Source organism: Mesorhizobium sp. NZP2298 (assembly GCF_013170825.1).
Classification (GTDB): Bacteria; Pseudomonadota; Alphaproteobacteria; order Rhizobiales; family Rhizobiaceae; genus Mesorhizobium.
The window spans coordinates 5,413,610-5,432,394 of sequence record NZ_CP033365.1 but is presented as its reverse complement, the minus strand read 5'-3'; the positions used below and the strand labels follow the sequence as shown (position 1 = coordinate 5,432,394).

Below are 18,785 nucleotides of genomic sequence, written 5' to 3'. Positions count from 1 at the left end.
CATGAATGACGACAAAGCGATCTGGCCTCCGATCGATCCGATTTCGGCTGGCCTGCATGGCCGCTGCCCACGCTGCGGCGAGGGGCGGCTGTTTTCCGGGTTCCTCACCGTCGGCAAGCGCTGCATCAATTGCGGCCTCGACTATTCCTTCGCCGATGCCGGCGACGGGCCGGCGGTCTTCGTCATCCTGATCATCGGCTTTATCATCGTCGGCTTGGCTCTCTGGGTCGAAGTGACGCTGAGCCCGCCGCTCTGGCTGCATCTGCTGATATGGATTCCGCTGGCCCTGGTGCTGTGCCTGACGGCGCTGCGGCTGATCAAGGGTGTGCTGCTCACCCTGCAATATGCCAACAAGGCGGCCGAAGGCCGGCTGGACCACAGCGAATGAGCGAGGCCTCCGTCAAGGATCGTGGCCGTTCGCGGCCGCGATCGGCGTTGCTGCTCGGCCTTGGCCTGCTGCTGCTTTTGATCCTTCTGGCGCTCGGCACCTGGCAGGTCCAGCGCCTGCACTGGAAAGAAGGCCTTCTGCAGACCATCGATCGACGCACCCACTCCGCGCCTGTGCCGCTGGCCGAGGTCGAGAAGGAATTCACCTCGACCGGCGATGTCGACTACACGCCGGTCACGGTCTCCGGGACGTTCCTGCATTCGGGCGAGCGGCATTTCTATGCGACCTGGGAAGGCGAGGCCGGCTTCAACGTCTACACGCCCCTTGCCCTCGACGATGGCCGCTTCGTGCTGATCAATCGTGGCTTCGTGCCTTATGATCTGAAGGACGCCGCCAAGCGGAACAAGGGACAGGTGACCGGCAAGGTCACGGTCACCGGCCTTGCCCGCAATCCGCTGCCGGCAAAACCGTCGATGATGCTTCCTGACAATGACGTGGCGAAGAACATCTTCTACTGGAAGGACCGCGACGTCATGGCGGCGAGCGCCGGCCTGCCTGCCGGGTTCACGCTGGTGCCGATCTTCATCGATGCGGACAAGACGCCGAATCCCGGCGGTCTGCCGATCGGAGGCGTCACCATCATCGACCTGCCGAACAGCCACCTGCAATATGCCGTCACCTGGTATGGGCTTGCCGCAGCACTCGCAGCCGTGCTCATCCTGCGGCTTCGCCGTCCCGCGAAAGAGGAATGAACGCGCGAGCCGCTTTTCTACCGGTGTCCCTTTCTACTAACGCCCCCTTTCTACCGATGCCCTTGACAGGGCAGGGGTAGGCACCTCATTTCGGCGCTGACTAACCGGCTAGGATTCAATGCTTCAGACAACCGCCAAGCCTCCTCTGACGATACGGCTCTGCCAGCCTCGCGGTTTCTGCGCCGGCGTCGACCGTGCCATCCAGATCGTCGTGCTGGCGCTGAAGAAATATGGCGCGCCGGTCTATGTCCGCCACGAGATCGTGCACAACCGCTACGTCGTCGAAGGACTGCAAAGCCTTGGCGCCGTCTTCATCGAGGAGCTTTCCGAAATCCCGCCCGAGCATCGGCAGTCGCCGGTCGTCTTCTCGGCGCATGGCGTGCCCAAATCGGTGCCGGCGGACGCGCAGGCACGCAACCTGTTCTATCTGGACGCCACCTGTCCGCTGGTCTCGAAGGTCCACAAGCAGGCCATGCGCCATCAGCGGCTTGGCCGCCATGTGCTGTTGATCGGCCATGCCGGACACCCAGAGGTGATCGGCACGATGGGGCAATTGCCCGAGGGCGCGGTCACGTTGATCGAGACCGAGGCCGACGCGGCCATGCTTGTGCCAACCGATCCGAAGGCGCTTGGCTTCGTCACCCAGACCACGCTGTCGGTCGAGGACACCGCCGGCATCATCCGTGCGCTGCAGGACCGTTTTCCCGACCTTCAGGCGCCCGCGGCGGAATCGATCTGCTACGCCACCACCAATCGCCAGGAAGCGGTCAAGGACACAGCGCCGGGGGCTGATCTCTACCTGATCGTCGGCGCCCCGAATTCCTCCAATTCGCGCCGCCTTGTCGAGGTCGCGGAGCGTGCCGGCGCCACGATGTCGCTTCTCGTGCAGCGTGCCGCCGAGATTCCATGGAATAACATCGGCAACATTTCGACCCTTGGCCTGTCGGCTGGGGCATCCGCGCCGGAGATCATCGTCGACGAGATCATCGACGCGTTCCGCCAGCGCTTTGATGTTACCATCGACCTGGCCGTCACGGCCACCGAAACGGAGGATTTTCCGGTCATGCGGGTATTGCGCGATGTCGAACTGACGCCGGCCGACATGGCCTTCGTCAATGGAGCCGCGTAAGGCACATGGCGGTCTACACCGATGTTGCGGAGGGCGAACTCGGCGCTTTCCTGAAGCACTACCCGGTTGGCGATCTCCTGTCCTACAAGGGCATCGCCGAAGGCACCGAGAATTCGAACTTCCTGCTGCACACCTCCACGGGTTCCTACATCCTGACGCTCTATGAGAAGCGCGTCGAGAAGGCGGACCTGCCGTTCTTCCTTGGGCTGATGGGCCATCTCGCCAACAAGGGGGTGTCCTGCCCGCTGCCGGTGACAGCGCATGACGGCAGCGTCATCGGCACACTGGCCGGCCGCCCGGCGGTCATCATCACCTTCCTCGAAGGGCTTTCGCTGCGACGGCCGACAGCCACGCATTGCGCCGAGGTCGGCAAGGCGCTGGCCGCCCTGCACCTGGCTGGAGCCGATTTTTCGATGACCCGTCCCAACGCGCTGGCCATCGACGGCTGGCGCAAGCTGTGGACCGCAGCCCGTGGCCGGGCCGACGAGGTTGAGCCGGGCCTGGCGGCCGAGGTCGATGCCGACTTCGCCGATTTCGAGCGGAACTGGCCGAAGGGCCTCCCCGAAGGCATCATCCATGCCGATCTTTTCCCGGACAACGTGTTTTTCCTCGGCGAAAAGCTCTCCGGCCTGATCGACTTCTATTTCGCCTGCAACGATCTCTATGCCTACGACGTCGCCACCTGCCTCAACGCCTGGTGCTTCGAGAAGGACTTTTCCTTCAATCTCACCAAGGGCAAGGCGCTGCTCGCCGGCTATCAGAGCGTGCGGCCCCTGAGTGATCAGGAAAAGGCAGCACTTCCGATGCTGGCGCGCGGCTCGGCCCTGCGCTTCATGTTGACCCGGCTCTACGACTGGCTCACCGTTCCCGATGGTGGCCTGGTCATGAAGCGGGACCCGGCCGAATACATCAGACGGATGCGATTCCATCGGGCAATCAAATCTGCTTCGGAATATGGATTGGCCGAATACGGGGTATCATGAGCAAACAGGTTGAAATCTTCACCGACGGCGCCTGTTCGGGCAATCCCGGCCCTGGCGGCTGGGGTGCCATCTTGCGCTTCAACGGCACCACCAAGGAACTTTCGGGCGGCGAGGCCGAGACCACCAACAACCGCATGGAGTTGCTGGCCGCCATCTCGGCGCTCAATGCGCTGAAGGAGCCTTGCACGGTCGAACTTCATACCGACAGCAAATATGTCATGGACGGCATTTCCAAATGGATCCATGGCTGGAAGAAGAACGGCTGGAAGACCGCCGACAAGAAACCGGTCAAGAATGGTGAGCTGTGGCAGGCGCTCGACGAAGCCAACCGGCGCCACAAAGTGACATGGAACTGGGTCAAGGGCCATGCCGGCCATACCGAGAACGAACGCGCCGACGAGTTGGCCAGGGAAGGCATGGCGCCGTTCAAGAAAGGCTCCTTCAAGCCGGCGGGGTCAGCGCCGAGGCCGGATGTCCAGGCAAAACAGCCGCCGGCCACGAAAGCGCGTCGTTCGACACAGAGCTATTGATTTCCGGCAACTGGTCCGTGCTCAGGCAGTAACCTCTCGACCATGCCGATCCTCTACTATGTGACGCATCCCCAGGTTCAGGTCGATGCCACTGTTCCGGTGCCGGAATGGGGTCTATCCGATTTTGGGCGTGCACGAGCGATTGTGATGCTCGATCAACCGTGGGTCGGATCGATACGGCGCATCGTATCTTCGTCTGAACGCAAGGCGATAGAAACCGCTGAGATCCTCGCAAGCCATGTCGGCCTTGCCGTCGAGGTGAGAGAACGGACGCATGAGAATGACCGGTCGGCGACAGGTTTCCTGCCGCCACTGGAGTTCGAAGCAGTCGCCGACCAGTTCTTCGCCAATCCGCGCAAAAGCATTCGCGGGTGGGAGCGGGCAATTGATGCGCAGCATCGTATCGTGAGCGAGGTCAGCGCTCTGCTCGGCATCCATGACGCTGGCGACGTTACTATTGTGGGCCATGGAGGCGTAGGAACGCTCCTCCTTCTCTCCCTCAGCGGACGGGAGATCAGCCGCGAAGCGGATCAGCCGGCCGGCGGCGGCAACTATTTTGCCTACGATATCGGCGCGCGTCACGTCATCCACGGATGGCGGCCGATCGACAGACTGGAACAGCCCTGAATCCTTAGCGGATCAGCAGCGCGGTGCCCCAAAGCCCGAGTGCGAACACTGTGTGGGAGACCAGGTTGAGCGCCCGAATCCGCATGGGATTGGGTCGCTTCGAGGCTGCCCATCCCGCTCCCATGCCGGGCGCCAGCAGGAACCAGCCGGCACCGACGGTGACGATGCCGAGGATGAAGGCCGGCAGGAAGGTCGGCGCGGCAAGCCAGCCCGCACCAGCCACCACCACCAGGATGATGCCGTAGACGATGCCGACGAAATAGTGAAAGGCCCAGCCCAGCGCCACTTCGTGTGCGTAGGGCGCTGCATCGCCGATATCATCGTGAAAGACCTTGTCACCGAGATGCCAGACCCAGCGCCCGACCGGTCCCCAATTCGGCCGTGGCTGGCCGAACGCCTTGTGCAGGAAGATGGCCCAGAGATCCATCAGCGCCGTGGCGCCGACGCCAATTGCGATAGCGCGCCAGAAGACGTCAAACATTGCTGGGGATCCCCCGAAAATCGGCAGTTCTGGAGTGCAAGCGGTTTGGGCGAGGTCAGCCGTCGCGGCCTCGCCCGACGCGATCGTCGAAGCTCAGAGCTGTCCGAGAATATGAGCCGCACCGGACTCGTCGACGCCGGGCTTGGTCTCGACATTGACCGCGGTCACCTTGCCGTCGTCGACGACCATGGAAAACCGCTTCGAGCGCAGGCCCATGCCGCCACCGGAATAATCGGCATCAAGGCCGACCGCCTTGGCGAAATCGCCGTTGCCGTCTGCGAGGAACAGGATCTTGCCCTCACCGCCGGTGAAGCGGGCCCAGGCACCCATGACATGAACGTCGTTGACCGAAACGACGGCGATGGTGTCGACGCCACGCGCCAGGATGGCGTCATGGTTTTCGAGATAGCCGGGCAGATGGTTGTTGCTGCAGGTCGGCGTGAAGGCACCGGGAACACCGAACAGAACCACCTTCTTGCCCGGGAAAATCTCGGCTGACGTGATCGCCTTGGCGCCATCGGCGGTCATTGTCTTGAAGGTCGCCTCGGGCAGCTTGTCGCCAACGGAAATGGTCATGAGTTCCTCGCTTGGGGAATGGGAAGAGTGCGTGCTTGCGTAGCGAACTCGGCGGCTTCCTGCAACCATCGAGGCGTCAAGGGAAAGGCAGCAGTCCTTCGACAGCGCCCGCCGAACTCGTCAGCGTGTAGTGAAGTCCGCCATCCGTGGGCGTTGTCGAAGGACGGTCGAGGATCGGTACGGTGAAGATCAGCTTGCCGTCCTTCTCGCTGCGGGAAGGGGTGCCGAACATGTAGTCTCGCTCACCGGCGACGAAGAAATCCGCCGCCTCCGGGTCACCGGGAAAGCTCGCCTCGACAACCAGTGTCTCGTGATCGCCCGGCAGCACGTTGATGCCGAAATCAGGCTTTGCCGGCGCCGGCAGGGCCGTAAAACTCGCCTTCACCAAGGCTGCGTCGTCGGCATTGTCGGGATCGGAAGTGGGGTCGACGGTCAGCCGCGTCTGCACGGGGATGCAGATCGTTTCACAAATGCCGAGAAAGATATCGGCGTCGATGACCGCCGGTTGGTTCGGCGTCGCCAGCGTGAATGTCACAGGCAGCGAAACCGGGTAATTGTAGCCGGCCCATTTGCCATAGCCATCGTCGTGGCGTTGGGGCGCCGGAAACGAGAGGGCGGCATCGGCGATATTGGTGCTGGCCGAAATGTCGAGTTGCGGCGGCACGCCGGCGTCACCCGGATCGCGCCAGTAGGTCTTCCAGCCGGGCTTGAGCGCTATGTCGAGCACGCCCTGGATGCGGCCGGCCTCGTCCGGCTTTCCTGATGTCACCAGCCGCACCTTGCCGCCCTCGCTGTTGTACCAGGCGGATGAGGAAGCGGAGGCGGGGAGGACGGTCGCCGATCCGATGGCGGCGCCGAGCAGCAGGATTTTCAAGCTTTGCATGGCGGTGATTTGATCGTCCGTTCGTGGCGGTGCAATGATTTCATGGCCTTGCCGGCATCATATTTGCGTGACCCCCGGTGGCAAGCCAGGGCCCACGGGCAACATGGGCTTTGGTCGAATCCGGCGCAGCGCATCTTTTCGGCGCCCGGGAAACACGGTACCCTCCCTGCCATGGATTTGTTGCGCCACAAGAAGACGGCCGCTGGACGCGGCTTTCTCGACGATCAGTTCCTGATTGCCATGCCCGGCATGAAGGACGACCGTTTCACGCGCTCGGTCATCTACATCTGCGCGCACAGCGATGAAGGCGCGATGGGCCTGATCATCAATCAGACACAGCAGATGCTGTTTCCGGACCTTCTCGTGCAACTCGGCATCATGAACGAGCAGGAGGCGATCCGCCTGCCGGCGCAGGCGCGCGATTTCGTCGTGCGCAATGGCGGCCCTGTCGATCGCAGCCGGGGCTTTGTGCTGCATTCCGGCGACTATCGCGTGGAATCGTCGCTGACCGTTTCCGACGATATCTGCCTGACGGCGACGGTCGACATTTTGCGCGCCATATCGTCGGGCCGCGGCCCGCGCCATGCGCTGATGGCACTGGGTTATTCGGGCTGGGGCGCCGGCCAACTGGAAACCGAGATCGCCGAGAATGGCTGGCTGACCTGCCCGGCCAGCCCCGGGCTTCTGTTCGACGCCGATATCGAGCGCAAATACGATCGAATTCTCGCCTCGATCGGCATTGATCTCGCCCATCTCAGCCTGGCCGCCGGTCACGCCTGAAGCTGCCGAAGCTTGGACGCATCACGCCTGCGTCAGCGGATACTGTTCCTTCAAAGTCTTCAGCACCTGGTCGCCCGGCATCGGCGCGCCAAACATGAAGCTTTGGACGTATTCGCAACCCATCTGGCGCAGTTCCAGCGCGTCGCGCTCGTCCGATATGCCTTCGGCAACCACTGACAGACCTAGCTCATGCGCCATGTTGACCATGGATTTGAGCAGGACAGCGCGCTTGGGCGTGTTGTCGTCGACAAAACTCTTGTCGATCTTGATGGTGTCGAACGGGAACCGCGTCAGATAGGCGAGCGAGGAATAGCCGGTGCCGAAATCGTCCAGCGACAGGCCGATGCCAAGCTGCTTCAGCTTGGTCAGCACATGGGCGGTCTGTTCGGGATTATCCATGACCAGGGACTCGGTGAGTTCCAGCCGGAAACAGCGCGGCTTCAGATTGGCCCGCGCGATGACCGAGCGGACATCGCTGACCAAGTCGCGGCGGATGAGCTGACGGCTGGACAGGTTGACCGAGACCGACAGCGGCGCATCACCGATCTGCTTCTGCCATCCAGCGAGATCCTCGGCCGCCTGTTGCATGGCGAACAGCCCAAGCTGCACGATCAGCCCGCAGCTTTCGGCGACTGGGATGAAGTCCGCCGGCGGGATCATGCCGCGACGCGGATGATCCCAGCGCAGCAAGGCTTCGAAGCCGGCAACGCTGCCATCTTCCAGGCGCACGATGGGTTGGTAGGCCAGCGTGAATTCGCGCCGTTCGATGGCGCGCCGCAAATCGGATTCAAACTGCAGCCGGTCGGTTCCGACGGTGCGGAAAGCCGGGCGGAACGGCTCGATCCTGTCGCCGCCAAAACGCTTGGCCTGGTGCATGGCCAGCTCGGCGTCCTTGACCATGTCCTCGGCCGACGTCTGGGCCGAGGTCCAGGTGATCAGGCCGATCGAGGCGGTCAGCACGATCTCGCGCTTGGCAAAGGTGATCGGGTTGTTGATCGCGTGCTTGATGGCATCCGCCACACCGGCGATGCGGGCAGGGTCCTGTTCGGACAGCAGCATCAGCGCGAACTGATCGCCGGCGAAGCGCGACAGTGAATCCTTCGGCTTGAGCAGCCGGTGCAGGCGGCGCGCTATGGTGAGCAGGATGGTGTCGCCGGCCGAGATGCCGAGCCCGTCATTGACCTGCTTGAAGCGGTCTATGTCGATGACGAAGACGGTCGGACGCACCTTCTCTTCGGTGCGGGCGATCGAGATGATCGCTTCCAGCCGGTTCATGAACAATTCGCGGTTCGGCAGGCCGGTCAGGTTGTCGTGCACGGCGTCGTGCAGCAGCCGCTCCTCGGACTTCTTCTGCTCGGTGACGTCGACCATGGTGCCGACGCAGCGGATGACCTCGCCGTCCGATCCGATGACCGGTCGAGCCCGCAAGTTGAACCAGTGATAGTGCCCGTCAGCCCCGCGCAGGCGGAAATTCTGCGCCACCCGGCCACGGCGATGCTCCAGCACCACGTCGAGCGTCGTGCGGAAGGTGTCGCGGTCGTCGGCGTGCAGCACCGGCAGCCAGTTGCGCGCCGCACCCCCCAGGCTGTTGGGCGCCAGGCCGAGCTGGATGCTGACATCGGGCTTGGTGACCACGCGGTCGCGCAGAACGTCCCAGTCCCACACCGTGTCGCCCGACCCGGCAACCGCCAGCGCCTGGCGTTCGAGGTCGGAGAACAGTCCCTGATGCAGCGCACCGCCGGCAAAGGCGTGCTGCATGACGGTGAAGCCGATCAACAGGATGATCAGGATCAGCCCGCCGCCGAGTGCCGGCTGGGCGATGTCGTTGTCGAGCATGCCGGTGATCGCCATCCACGACCCGCATAGCCACAACAGCACCATGACCCAACTGGGCACCAGCATGATCGCACGATCATAACCACGAATCCCGAGGAAGATGATCAGCCCGAGCCCGGTCAATGCGGTGGCGGCAAAGGAGATACGGGCGATGCCGGCTGCGACCGCGGGATCGACGATGGCGACACCGGCGATCAAGAGCAACCCAAGGATCCAGACCAGGGCGCCATAGCTGAAATGGCCGTGCCATCGGTTGAGGTTGAGATAGGCGAACAGGAACACCACGAAGGTCGCGGCAAGCGCCACCTCCGTACCAGCTCGCCACATCTGCTCATTGCCGGGCGAAATCTCGATGACTTTGTTGAGGAAGCCGAAATCGACGCAGATATAGGCAAGCACCGCCCAGGCAAGGGCTGCGGTCGCCGGGAACATGGAGGTCCCCTTGACCACGAAAAGGATGGTCAGGAAGAGTGCCAGCAGACCGGCGATGCCGATGACGATGCCGCGAAACAGCGTATAGGAGTTGACCGAGTCCTTGTAGGCTTCCGGCTCCCAGAGATACACCTGCGGCAGCTTGGGCGAGGCGAGTTCCGCGATGAAGGTGATCACCGTTCCCGGGTTCAGCGTCACCCGGAACACATCTGCGTCTGGGCTGGTCTGGCGGTCGAGCGCGAAGCCCTCGCTGGGCGTGATGGCGGCAATGCGGGTGGCGCCAAGATCGGGCCAGAAGATGCCGGAATTGACCAGACGGAAATGCGGCGCCACGATCAGCCTGTCGAGCTGCTGGTCGGTGGTGTTGGCCAGCGCGAACACCGCCCAGTCGCCGGTCGAGCGCGCGTCATTGGCCTCGACCTCGATGCGCCGCACGATGCCGTCTGGCCCGGGCGCCGTCGACACCTGGAAGTTCTCACCCTGGTTGCGGTAGATCTCGAAGGCGCGCGACAGGTCGAGCGCAACGTCGTCGCGGGCGATCTTGATCGGTTCGACGGCAAAGGCAGACGATACCGCGCACAGCGTCAGGATTGCCGCGAGGACAAAGGCGAACAGCGGCCCGTTGCGCAGGAAATTCGTCAAAAATCAGTCCTTCGTTCCAGCGCTCGGCGGATCGTCCGCGATCCGGGCGTAGAGATAGTGGTCCTGCCAGATGCCGTTGATCCTGAGATAGGATCGTAAGAGTCCTTCGCGCCGGAATCCGGCTTTTTCAAGCACGCGGACCGACCGGATATTGTCGGGAATACAGGCCGCTTCGATCCGGTGCAACCTCAGCGTATCGAAGGCAAAGCGGGCCACGACCTTGACCGCGTCGGTCATCAGCCCGCGGCCGCCGAAGCGCTCGCCGATCCAGTAGCCGACATGGCCGCTTTGCGAGACACCGTGGCGTATGTTGCCGAGCGTGATTCCGCCGGCCAGCTTGCCGCTCGACTTCTCGAAGATGAAGAAGGCGATCGCGGTCCCTTGCGCATAATCCTCGCGATAGCGGGAGATGCGCAGGCGCCATGCCGTGCGATCGAGTTCATCGGGAGTCCAGCGCGGCTCCCACGGCTCCAGGAATGCCCGGCTTTCGCCGCGCAACGTCGACCATTCACGGTAGTCATTGGTGAATGGAACGCGAAGCGTAACGAGGTTACCCTTCAGCGCCGGCAGGTCACGGCGAAAGAAAGGGAGCGCGAACACGACGCTTTGGGGACTTAGACGGCGAGCCTGCGGGCCATGGTCTGCGTGCCCGGAAGCGAATCGAGAATCGCCTCATATGGCGCCAGCGTACCAACGGGCCCGACAGCGGTAAGTGTCGGCTTGGTCGAGAACATCCGCGACGACAGGTCGGTCAGCCGCTCCACCGTAAGCGCCGAGAGGCGCTCCATCAATTCCTCCTTGGCGATCGGCCTGCCGAACAAGAGCAGTTGCCGCGCGATCTGCGAGGCACGGCTGGCCGGGCTTTCGGCCGACATGATCAGCCCAGCGCGATACTGGGCACGCGCGCGGTCGAGTTCTTCCTGCAGGATGCTCTCTCCGGCCTTCTGCAGTTCGTCGATGATGACAGGTACCAGTTCGGCAATGTCGCTCTGGCCGGTCGCGGCGTGGACGCCGAATATGCCGGTGTCGGAAAAGCCCCAGTGGAAAGCATAGACCGAGTAGCAGAGGCCGCGTTTCTCGCGGACTTCCTGGAACAGGCGCGACGACATGCCGCCGCCGAGGATCATCGACAGAACCTGCGAGGCGTAGAAGTCGCGCACATGGTAGGCGCGGCCCTCGAAGCCCAGCACGATCTGCGCGTCCATCAGGTCGCGGTCCTCGCGGAAATCGCCGCCGACATACTGCGCATATTGCGGAATGGTGCTGTCGGCCTTGCTGCGAAAGCCGCCGAGCTGCTTCTCGACCTCGCGCACGAAATTGTCGTGCTTGATGTCGCCTGCGGCCACGATCACCATCCGCTCGGCGCCATATTGGCGTTCGATGAAGTCGTGCAACTGCTTGGAAGTGAAGGATTTGACGGTTTCCGGCGTGCCCAGGATAGAGCGGCCGATGGTCTGGTGGCGAAAGGCCGTCTCGGTGAAACGGTCGAAGACGATATCGTCTGGTGTGTCGTGCGCGGCACCGATCTCCTGCAGGATCACATGCTGCTCGCGCTCGAGCTCCTGCGGGTCGAATTCGGATTCCTGCAGGATGTCGGCAAGGATGTCGACCGCCAGCGGCACGTCGTCGGACAGCACCCTGGCATAGTAGGACGTGGTCTCGACGCTGGTGGCGGCGTTGATCTCGCCGCCGACATCCTCGATTTCCGAGGCGATTTCGAAAGCGCTTCGCCGCTTTGTGCCCTTGAACGCCATATGCTCGAGCAGATGGGCCATGCCATGCTCTTCGTCACGTTCATTGCGGGCGCCGGACTTGACCCAGGCACCCAAGGCAACCGATTCGATACTTGGAAGGGTTTCGGTGGCGACTGTCAGGCCGTTCGACAGACGGCTTACCTCAACACCCATATGGCTCGTACTCCCTAACGCGCCGCCCGCGCGCGGCGACTGACGTAATCTTCCACCATTTTCAGGTCGGATGGAAGTACCGTGTATTTTTCCTCAAATGTCATCAATCCCCCTAGCCATGCGGGCAGGGCGGGCGAGACACCGCTGGCGGCCTCGACGGCGGCCGGAAATTTCGCGGGATGGGCGGTGCCCAGCACCACCATCGGCACGGCGCCTGACGTTTTGCCGGCCGCGACATGCACGGCCGCGGCGGTATGCGGATCCAGAAGATAATTGCTGGCCGCGAGCGTCGAGCGGATGGTGGCGGCGACCTCGTCCATGGTGGCACGGCCGGCGTCGAATTCGGACCGCATCCTGTTGATTTCGCGGGCTTCAATGGTGAAGGCGCCGGACTGCTTCAGGCCATCCATGTAGCGCCGCACCGTCGCCGCGTCACGGTTCGAGGCCTCGAACAGCAGGCGTTCGAAATTCGACGACACCTGGATATCCATCGATGGCGACGTGGTGGCGAAGACGCCTTTGGTACGGTATTCGCCGGTGGCGAAGGTGCGGGCCAATATGTCGTTGTCGTTGGTGGCGATGACCAGCCGTTCGATCGGCAGGCCCATCTTCTTGGCGGCGTAGCCGGCAAAGATATCGCCGAAATTGCCGGTCGGCACCGTGAACGACACCGACCTGTCCGGTGCGCCGAGCGACAGGGCCGATGAGAAATAGTAGACGATCTGGGCCATGATGCGGGCCCAGTTGATTGAGTTGACCCCCGACAGGGCCACCCGGTCACGGAAAGCGTGGTCGTTGAACATGTCCTTGAGCAGGGCCTGGCAGTCGTCGAAATTGCCTTCGATCGCCAACGCATGGACGTTTTCAGCCTTCGACGTCGTCATCTGCCGCTGCTGCACCGGCGAAACGCGGCCATGCGGGAAAAGGATGAAGATGTCGGTTCGGCTGCGCCCGGCAAAGGCGTCGATGGCCGCGCCGCCGGTATCGCCTGAAGTGGCGCCGACAATGGTGGCATGCTGGTCGCGTTCGGCAAGCACATGATCCATCAGCCGAGCGAGCAGCTGCATTGCCACGTCCTTGAACGCCAGCGTCGGCCCATGGAAGAGTTCGAGGACAAACGTGTTGGGGCCGGTCTGGACCAGCGGGCAGACCGCTTCGTGGCGGAAGGTGGCATAGGCTTCACGCACCAGGCGTTCGAAGACCGGCGCTGCGATCTCGCCGCCAAGGAACGGCGTCAGCACGCGTATGGCAAGGTCGGGATAGGCAAGGCCTCGCATGGCACGGATGTCGGCCGCCGAGAAGTGCGGCCACTCGCGTGGTACGTAGAGCCCGCCATCGCGGGCCAGGCCGGCCAGCACGGCATCGGAAAATCCAAGCGCGGGCGCCTCGCCGCGCGTACTCACATATTGCATGTCTCAGTCCCGTTGCTGCTCGGCTCTTCCGTTCACCACAAGGTGGTTAATTTCTGTGCCGGCTCCAGTCGCATTTTTGCCGCGCCGTTGATATACGTCACCAGCTTTACGAGAGGGAAGTGCAGTTTCATGGCGTTTCGTACATCACGTGGCCGCTTTTTGGCGGGTCTTGCGCTCACCGGCTTTATGCTCGCCGCCGCAGGCTGCCAATCGGGCGACAATGGTATCCTTGACCTCGGCTTCGGCAAGAAGAAGGACCCGGCAGCGCCACCACCGCCGCAGGATCCCAAGGTCCTGGCCAGCCAGTTGAACGCCTATTGCCCGAGGGTAACGGTGCGCGACGGTACGGCCTTCTTCAACACCTATGCCAACGAGGTCAAGAAGGCCAAGCCCAAAGTCAAGAAGACAGGCGACGCCGCGGCGGATGCCGCTGCCCAGGCTGCTGCCGACGCCGCCGCTGCCACTCCGCCCGATGATTCGGCGAGGATCATTTACCAGGCGTCGATTGCCGACGTGACCCGCGACTGCAGCCGTGCCGACGGGCAGATGACGATGAAGATAGCGGTCGCCGGCAAGATCGTGCCGGGACCCAAGTTCTCGCCCGGCACCATCACCATGCCGATCCGCACCGCGGTGATGCACGGCACAGACGTGCTCTACTCGCAGATCCACCAGTATCAGGTCCATGTCACCGATCCCTCGGTCGCCACCCAGTTCGTCTTCACCGATTCCAATGTTGTGGTGCCGGCGCCGACGGCGCAGGATTATCAGGCCTATGCCGGCTATGACGAAACCGCGCCGAAGGGGACCACCGACAAGCCGAAGAAGACCCACAGGAAGAAGGCCGCCGCGACGAACTGAGCGGTCATAGACACAGCGTGCGTCCGCCCGGGCGCCCGCGTCTCAGGCGTCAGCCGACCATTCCGATAATGCCGCGATCACGCTTTTCAGCTCCGCCCAGCGGCGGATCACCGTCTCGGCGCCGGCCTCTGTCAGCGCGTCGGCATGGCCGGCATAGCTGTGGCTGGCGCCGGTGAAGCCGATCACGCGCATTCCGGCTGCCCTTGCGCCGGTGACGCCGTGCACGGAATCCTCGATGACGAAGGTGTTCGCCGGATTCGCGCCGAGTTTTTCCGCCGCGAACAGGAACACATCCGGGGCGGGCTTGGTCTTTTTGCTCGGTATCTCCAGCGCCGAGAAGATACGGCCGGCGAAAAATGGCAGCAGATGCACCTTCTCCAGCATGAATCCGATCCGCTCCGAACGTGAGTTGGAGCAGATGGAGCGCTGTGTCGTGACCGAGGCTACCGCCTCGCGCACGCCCTCGATGGCGCGGACGTCGCTTCGCAGTTTGCGGTCGACCAGATCCTCGGCGCGATCGATGAGCGATGCCTGGAACGGGATTTTGGACTTCTCCTCGATCCGCATCAGGATGTCCTTGAACGTCAGGCCCGCATAGGTCTCCGCGATCTCCTCGGCCGAGATTTCGTATCCGGCCAGGGTTATCAACTCTGCCTCGACCCGCGCGGCGATGATTTCGGAATCGACGAGCACGCCGTCGCAATCGAAGATGACAAGGTCTGGCTGGGGCATGGTGATCCGGAACAAGGAGGGTGGAGGAATGGCCTCTCGGGCTCAAGCGGCGCGGCATACACCAATGGCCCGGCCTTCGCAAACCTGACGGACGATCGCGTTTGCCTTCACCGAATATTTACGCTGATCGGTAACCATAACGGGGAGTAAACAGTAACGCGTGCCTTGGGTGTAAAAATGTCTGCCGTGCGTCTTCTCGACGAGCTTTCCCTTGCCCCCCAGCAATCCGAATGGCTGGACACGATCCTGAAGGGCGACTGCGTCGCGGCGCTCGACCGCCTGCCGGAAAAGTCGATCGACGTCATCTTCGCCGATCCGCCCTACAACCTGCAGCTTGACGGCGATCTGCATCGCCCCGATCAATCCAAGGTCAACGCGGTCGACGACGAGTGGGACCAGTTCGAGAGTTTTGAAGCCTACGACGCTTTCACCCGCGCCTGGTTGCTGGCGGCGCGGCGAGTGCTGAAGCCCAACGGCACAATCTGGGTCATTGGCTCTTACCACAACATCTTCCGGGTCGGCGCCAAGATGCAGGATTTGGGCTTCTGGATCCTCAACGACGTGGTCTGGCGCAAGACCAATCCGATGCCGAATTTCCGCGGGCGCCGCTTCCAGAACGCGCATGAGACGATGATCTGGGCCTCGCGTGACCAGAAGGGCAAGGGCTACACCTTCAACTATGAAGCGTTGAAGGCGTCCAATGACGATGTCCAGATGCGCTCCGACTGGCTGTTCCCGATCTGCACCGGCGGCGAGCGGCTGAAGAACGACAATGGCGACAAGCTGCACCCGACTCAGAAGCCTGAAGCCCTGCTGGCCCGCATCATGATGGCCTCGACCAAGCCGGGCGACATCGTGCTCGATCCTTTCTTCGGCTCCGGCACGACAGGCGCCGTGGCCAAGCGTCTTGGCCGCCATTTCGTCGGCATCGAGCGCGAGCAGGCCTATATCGACGCCGCCAACGAGCGTATCGATGCGGTGCGACCGCTGCAGGATGCCGATCTGACGGTCTTGACCGGTAAGCGCGCCGAGCCGCGCGTTGCCTTCGTCAGCCTGATCGACACCGGGCTGGTGACGCCGGGCGCCACGCTCTATGACGCCAAGAAGCGCTGGGCGGCCAAGGTGCGTGCCGACGGCACGGTGGCGATCGGCGACAGCGCCGGCTCGATCCACAAGATCGGCGCCGAAGTGCAGGGACTGGATGCCTGCAACGGCTGGACCTTCTGGCACTATGAGCGCAGCGGTGGGCTCACCCCGATCGACGAACTGCGCCGCATTGCCCGCCTCGGCATGGAGCGGGCAGGGGGCTAACTCCCTGCCAATTGCTGCTTTCACGTTGATTCAAGATCTGAGCGGATCGCCGCAAGCGATTCAGATCACGCCTTGATTCCGAAGCGTTCAAGATCCGCTTTAAGCGTCCTGGCATCGGTGAATAGCACGGATTGCCAGCCCGCCACCCGGGCGCCGTCGACATTCTTCTGGCTATCGTCGATGAAGAGCGTCGCCGATGGTTCGAGCCCGAACGCAGCCACGTGATGGTCGTAAATGTCGCGATCCGGTTTGATCTTGCCGATCTCGCCGGAGATGGTCACGCCACGTGGACGATCCAGGAAATCGAAGCGTTTGCGGGCTTCGGCCAAAGTGTCGGAGGCGAAGTTGGTCAGCATGGTCACGTCATGGCCGCGCTCGATCAGGCCGAGCATGATGGCGACGCTGTCGTCATAGGCATGCGGCACCATTTCGTGCCAATGGCGACGAAAATTGCGGATGTTTTCCGAATGATCTGGATGCTCCGCGATCAGCAGCGCCTCGGCCTCTTCCCAGCTTCGTCCGCGATCCTGCTCGATGTTCCAGTCATGTGTGCAGACATTGTCGAAAAACCACTGTCTCTCTTCGGCATCGGGAATGAGGCGACTGAACGGGATGTTTGGATCGTAGTGGATCAGCACACGGCCGATGTCGAAAACGATGTGGCGGATTTCAGTCATGGGGCCTCTTTGCACTGAGCGTTGATTGCTTTCTCGTCGCGCCGGGTATCGCAGCCTCGATTGCCTTTTTCATGACAGTGGGCAGCGCCTCTCCGGCAATCTCATGGGCTGGTGACCAGAAACACCCTGCCGGCGCTTCACCTTCTATATTGGCGCGAAAGACGTCGAGCTCGAGCGCGAAATGGGTGAAGACATGCGTGATTGTCCCGGCACGCCGCCAATCGCCGGAAAAGGGCGCCGCCGCCGGTGTGGTGGCCCCATCCATCCGCGCCGTCCAGTCCGTGGTCGGCACCTCGGTCATGCCGCCAAGCAAACCTTTCTCGGGCCGTTTGCGCAGAAGAATGGCACCGTCCTCGCGCACCGCGACGAAAGCAGCACCGCGTCGCTGCGGCTTGTCGGCTTTTGGCAGCCGCACCGGGAAATTTTCGGGGTCGCCTGAGACGACGGCGCTGCAGTCCTCGCGCAGCGGGCACAGCATGCAGCGTGGCCGGCGCGGGCTGCAGATCGTGGCGCCGAGATCCATCATCGCCTGGGCGAAGTCGCCCGGCCTTGCCGCCGGCACCATGGCCTCGACATGGGCGCGTATCTCAGGCTTGGCGTCGCTGAGCGGCGTCGTGATCGAAAACAGCCTCGATATGACGCGTTCGACATTGCCGTCGACAACGGCGGCGGGGCGGTCGAAGGCGATCGCGGTGATGGCCGCCGAGGTGTAGGCGCCGATGCCGGGCAGGTCTCGCAGGGCAGCCTCGGTATCGGGAAACCGCCCGCCACGCGCAGCCACCAGATCGGCGCAGGCCTTGAGGTTGCGTGCGCGGGAATAGTAGCCAAGCCCCGCCCAGGCCTTCATCACGTCCTCGGTCGGCGCCGCGGCCAGCGCCTCGACATCAGGCCATTTCTCGACAAAGACGCGGAAATAGGATTTCACCGCCTCGACAGTCGTCTGCTGCAGCATCACTTCGGACAACCAGATACGGTAGGGGTCGGGCCTCACGCCGCGTGCATGGTCGCGCGGGCTCACGCGCCACGGCAGGTCGCGATGATGCACGTCGTACCAGGCCAGAAGGCGCGACGCGATATCGCCCGACATTGCCTTGCCGGTCTGGGCTTCGGGGGGCTGGGCCTTGCGGGTCTGGTCTGCTGGTGCCATTGATCGTGTATTGGCCTGGCCGGTATTGCTGGGGTCGTGGCTGGAGAACGTACATGGCAGGGAGAACGCCCTACGGCAATCCCGTCCCGGTGAGCGATCTTGCGACCAAAATCCTCGATCCGGTGCTGCGCAAAAGGGCAGGCATCTCGATCGGTCTCGTCCAGTCCTGGGAAGAGATCGCCGGACCGCGCCTCGCCAGCCGCTCGCGGCCCGAGAAAATCCAGTGGCCGCGTCGCCTGCACGAGGACGATCCGTTCGAGCCGGCGGTGCTGGTTATCGCCTGCGAGGGCATGGCGGCGCTTCATCTGCAGCATGAAACCGGCGAGATCATCAACCGGGTCAACGCCTTCCTCGGCTTTACGGCAATAGGCCGCATCAGGATCGTGCAAAAACCGGTGACGTCGGACAAAGGACGGCCTAAACCCAGCTTCAGGCCCTTGACGGCGGCGGAGAAGACGAAATTGTCCAGCACGGTCGAACTGATCGAGGATGAAGGGTTGCGTGCCTCGCTGGAAAGGCTTGGCGCAACCATCCTGGGTGAAAGGAAGTCAAAAACCCCCTGAAGACAGTCATGGATTTGTCGTCAACATCTCGCATTCGTGATCGCCTTTGTCGGGTGCCGCGATTGGATTGGGGATGGAGATGCCTTAATTCGCGCCAACTCTCGCCTTTTCGTGCCTTTGCATTGCAAAATCCAAC

The 18,785-nt window shown here is 62.8% G+C and carries 20 protein-coding genes; 10 read left to right on the top strand and 10 right to left on the bottom strand.

Annotated features, from left to right (window positions below):
- The first annotated feature begins 1 nt into the window (after window position 1).
- From EB231_RS26315 to EB231_RS26290, 6 genes are all read left to right on the top strand, one after another.
- Window positions 2-388 carry a DUF983 domain-containing protein gene (locus tag EB231_RS26315; protein WP_140768882.1) on the top strand — a complete coding sequence of 129 codons (387 nt, stop codon included), beginning with the start codon at window positions 2-4 and terminating at the stop codon, window positions 386-388.
- Window positions 385-1,140 (top strand): SURF1 family protein, encoded by a 756-nt coding sequence (locus EB231_RS26310; RefSeq protein ID WP_172351374.1) that lies wholly within the window; start codon window positions 385-387, stop codon window positions 1,138-1,140. The genes EB231_RS26315 and EB231_RS26310 overlap by 4 nt, the downstream gene beginning before the upstream one ends.
- 118 nt (window positions 1,141-1,258) lie before the next feature.
- A complete protein-coding gene (ispH, locus tag EB231_RS26305; protein WP_172351373.1) occupies window positions 1,259-2,269 on the top strand; it encodes a 4-hydroxy-3-methylbut-2-enyl diphosphate reductase in 1,011 nt (336 codons plus the stop codon).
- Window positions 2,270-2,274: 5 nt separating this feature from the next.
- Window positions 2,275-3,252 carry a homoserine kinase gene (locus EB231_RS26300; RefSeq protein WP_172351372.1) on the top strand — a complete coding sequence of 326 codons (978 nt, stop codon included), beginning with the start codon at window positions 2,275-2,277 and terminating at the stop codon, window positions 3,250-3,252.
- Window positions 3,249-3,782 carry a ribonuclease HI gene (gene rnhA / locus EB231_RS26295; protein WP_140768876.1) on the top strand — a complete coding sequence of 178 codons (534 nt, stop codon included), beginning with the start codon at window positions 3,249-3,251 and terminating at the stop codon, window positions 3,780-3,782. The genes EB231_RS26300 and rnhA overlap by 4 nt, the downstream gene beginning before the upstream one ends.
- Window positions 3,783-3,824: 42 nt before the next feature.
- The gene (locus tag EB231_RS26290) at window positions 3,825-4,409 is read left to right on the top strand and encodes a histidine phosphatase family protein (protein WP_172351371.1); all 585 of its coding nucleotides are present in this window, start codon (window positions 3,825-3,827) and stop codon (window positions 4,407-4,409) included.
- A gap of 4 nt (window positions 4,410-4,413) precedes the next feature.
- On the opposite strand, the gene EB231_RS26285 is transcribed toward EB231_RS26290, so the two are convergent.
- The 3 genes from EB231_RS26285 to EB231_RS26275 form a co-directional block, all read right to left on the bottom strand.
- Window positions 4,414-4,890: a DUF2938 domain-containing protein gene (locus EB231_RS26285; protein ID WP_172351370.1), complete on the bottom strand. Its 477-nt coding sequence runs from the start codon at window positions 4,888-4,890 to the stop codon at window positions 4,414-4,416.
- A 93-nt stretch (window positions 4,891-4,983) separates the two neighbouring features.
- Entirely contained in the window at window positions 4,984-5,466 is a 483-nt protein-coding gene (locus tag EB231_RS26280; protein WP_056563927.1) for a peroxiredoxin, read from the bottom strand.
- A gap of 76 nt (window positions 5,467-5,542) precedes the next feature.
- Window positions 5,543-6,349 carry a protein-disulfide reductase DsbD domain-containing protein gene (locus tag EB231_RS26275; RefSeq protein ID WP_172351369.1) on the bottom strand — a complete coding sequence of 269 codons (807 nt, stop codon included), beginning with the start codon at window positions 6,347-6,349 and terminating at the stop codon, window positions 5,543-5,545.
- A gap of 171 nt (window positions 6,350-6,520) precedes the next feature.
- Between EB231_RS26275 and EB231_RS26270 the strand changes: the two genes are divergently transcribed.
- The gene (locus tag EB231_RS26270; RefSeq protein WP_056563921.1) at window positions 6,521-7,129 is read left to right on the top strand and encodes a YqgE/AlgH family protein; all 609 of its coding nucleotides are present in this window, start codon (window positions 6,521-6,523) and stop codon (window positions 7,127-7,129) included.
- A gap of 21 nt (window positions 7,130-7,150) precedes the next feature.
- Here EB231_RS26270 and EB231_RS26265 read toward each other — a convergent pair whose 3' ends face one another.
- From EB231_RS26265 to thrC, 4 genes are read right to left on the bottom strand one after another with little or no spacing between them, the layout of a single operon-like run.
- Window positions 7,151-10,039, bottom strand: coding sequence for an EAL domain-containing protein (locus tag EB231_RS26265; RefSeq protein WP_172351368.1), 2,889 nt, complete (start codon window positions 10,037-10,039; stop codon window positions 7,151-7,153).
- Between the two features lie 3 nt (window positions 10,040-10,042).
- The gene (locus EB231_RS26260) at window positions 10,043-10,639 is read right to left on the bottom strand and encodes a GNAT family N-acetyltransferase (protein WP_056563916.1); all 597 of its coding nucleotides are present in this window, start codon (window positions 10,637-10,639) and stop codon (window positions 10,043-10,045) included.
- A 14-nt stretch (window positions 10,640-10,653) separates the two neighbouring features.
- Complete coding sequence (locus EB231_RS26255; RefSeq protein WP_172351367.1) at window positions 10,654-11,946, bottom strand: M16 family metallopeptidase; 1,293 nt, start codon at window positions 11,944-11,946, stop codon at window positions 10,654-10,656.
- A 14-nt stretch (window positions 11,947-11,960) separates the two neighbouring features.
- On the bottom strand, window positions 11,961-13,358 hold the full coding sequence (gene thrC / locus EB231_RS26250) for a threonine synthase (protein WP_172351366.1): 1,398 nt from the start codon (window positions 13,356-13,358) through the stop codon (window positions 11,961-11,963).
- A 129-nt stretch (window positions 13,359-13,487) separates the two neighbouring features.
- On the opposite strand from thrC, the gene EB231_RS26245 reads away from it, so the two are divergent.
- On the top strand, window positions 13,488-14,219 hold the full coding sequence (locus EB231_RS26245) for a hypothetical protein (RefSeq protein WP_172351365.1): 732 nt from the start codon (window positions 13,488-13,490) through the stop codon (window positions 14,217-14,219).
- Window positions 14,220-14,261: 42 nt separating this feature from the next.
- Here the strand turns inward: EB231_RS26245 and EB231_RS26240 are convergent, their stop codons facing one another.
- Entirely contained in the window at window positions 14,262-14,951 is a 690-nt protein-coding gene (locus tag EB231_RS26240) for an HAD family hydrolase (protein WP_172351364.1), read from the bottom strand.
- A gap of 177 nt (window positions 14,952-15,128) precedes the next feature.
- Here EB231_RS26240 and EB231_RS26235 point away from each other — a divergent pair, with 177 nt between their 5' ends.
- The gene (locus tag EB231_RS26235; RefSeq protein ID WP_172351363.1) at window positions 15,129-16,262 is read left to right on the top strand and encodes a site-specific DNA-methyltransferase; all 1,134 of its coding nucleotides are present in this window, start codon (window positions 15,129-15,131) and stop codon (window positions 16,260-16,262) included.
- 65 nt (window positions 16,263-16,327) lie between these two features.
- Here EB231_RS26235 and EB231_RS26230 read toward each other — a convergent pair whose 3' ends face one another.
- Both EB231_RS26230 and mutY read right to left on the bottom strand, forming a co-directional pair.
- Complete coding sequence (locus EB231_RS26230; protein WP_172351362.1) at window positions 16,328-16,939, bottom strand: HAD family hydrolase; 612 nt, start codon at window positions 16,937-16,939, stop codon at window positions 16,328-16,330.
- Window positions 16,932-18,026 (bottom strand): A/G-specific adenine glycosylase, encoded by a 1,095-nt coding sequence (gene mutY / locus EB231_RS26225; protein ID WP_445299326.1) that lies wholly within the window; start codon window positions 18,024-18,026, stop codon window positions 16,932-16,934. Before mutY ends, EB231_RS26230 begins: the two co-directional genes overlap by 8 nt.
- A gap of 113 nt (window positions 18,027-18,139) precedes the next feature.
- Here mutY and EB231_RS26220 point away from each other — a divergent pair, with 113 nt between their 5' ends.
- Window positions 18,140-18,649, top strand: coding sequence for a DUF721 domain-containing protein (locus EB231_RS26220; RefSeq protein ID WP_172351360.1), 510 nt, complete (start codon window positions 18,140-18,142; stop codon window positions 18,647-18,649).
- The last annotated feature ends 136 nt before the right edge of the window (window positions 18,650-18,785 follow it).

Bases quoted from the DNA above. Each gene is read 5' to 3' on its own strand.
- EB231_RS26220 (WP_172351360.1), top strand. From the start codon at position 18,140: ATGGCAGGGAGAACGCCCTACGGCAATCCCGTCCCGGTGAGCGATCTT.
- EB231_RS26255 (WP_172351367.1), bottom strand. From the start codon at position 11,946: ATGGGTGTTGAGGTAAGCCGTCTGTCGAACGGCCTGACAGTCGCCACC.
- EB231_RS26280 (WP_056563927.1), bottom strand. From the start codon at position 5,466: ATGACCATTTCCGTTGGCGACAAGCTGCCCGAGGCGACCTTCAAGACA.
- thrC (WP_172351366.1), bottom strand. From the start codon at position 13,358: ATGCAATATGTGAGTACGCGCGGCGAGGCGCCCGCGCTTGGATTTTCC.
- EB231_RS26240 (WP_172351364.1), bottom strand. From the start codon at position 14,951: ATGCCCCAGCCAGACCTTGTCATCTTCGATTGCGACGGCGTGCTCGTC.
- EB231_RS26270 (WP_056563921.1), top strand. From the start codon at position 6,521: ATGGATTTGTTGCGCCACAAGAAGACGGCCGCTGGACGCGGCTTTCTC.
- rnhA (WP_140768876.1), top strand. From the start codon at position 3,249: ATGAGCAAACAGGTTGAAATCTTCACCGACGGCGCCTGTTCGGGCAAT.
- EB231_RS26235 (WP_172351363.1), top strand. From the start codon at position 15,129: ATGTCTGCCGTGCGTCTTCTCGACGAGCTTTCCCTTGCCCCCCAGCAA.
- EB231_RS26245 (WP_172351365.1), top strand. From the start codon at position 13,488: ATGGCGTTTCGTACATCACGTGGCCGCTTTTTGGCGGGTCTTGCGCTC.
- EB231_RS26275 (WP_172351369.1), bottom strand. From the start codon at position 6,349: ATGCAAAGCTTGAAAATCCTGCTGCTCGGCGCCGCCATCGGATCGGCG.
- ispH (WP_172351373.1), top strand. From the start codon at position 1,259: ATGCTTCAGACAACCGCCAAGCCTCCTCTGACGATACGGCTCTGCCAG.
- EB231_RS26285 (WP_172351370.1), bottom strand. From the start codon at position 4,890: ATGTTTGACGTCTTCTGGCGCGCTATCGCAATTGGCGTCGGCGCCACG.
- mutY (WP_445299326.1), bottom strand. From the start codon at position 18,026: ATGTCGGGCGATATCGCGTCGCGCCTTCTGGCCTGGTACGACGTGCAT.
- EB231_RS26315 (WP_140768882.1), top strand. From the start codon at position 2: ATGAATGACGACAAAGCGATCTGGCCTCCGATCGATCCGATTTCGGCT.
- EB231_RS26300 (WP_172351372.1), top strand. From the start codon at position 2,275: ATGGCGGTCTACACCGATGTTGCGGAGGGCGAACTCGGCGCTTTCCTG.
- EB231_RS26310 (WP_172351374.1), top strand. From the start codon at position 385: ATGAGCGAGGCCTCCGTCAAGGATCGTGGCCGTTCGCGGCCGCGATCG.
- EB231_RS26290 (WP_172351371.1), top strand. From the start codon at position 3,825: ATGCCGATCCTCTACTATGTGACGCATCCCCAGGTTCAGGTCGATGCC.
- EB231_RS26230 (WP_172351362.1), bottom strand. From the start codon at position 16,939: ATGACTGAAATCCGCCACATCGTTTTCGACATCGGCCGTGTGCTGATC.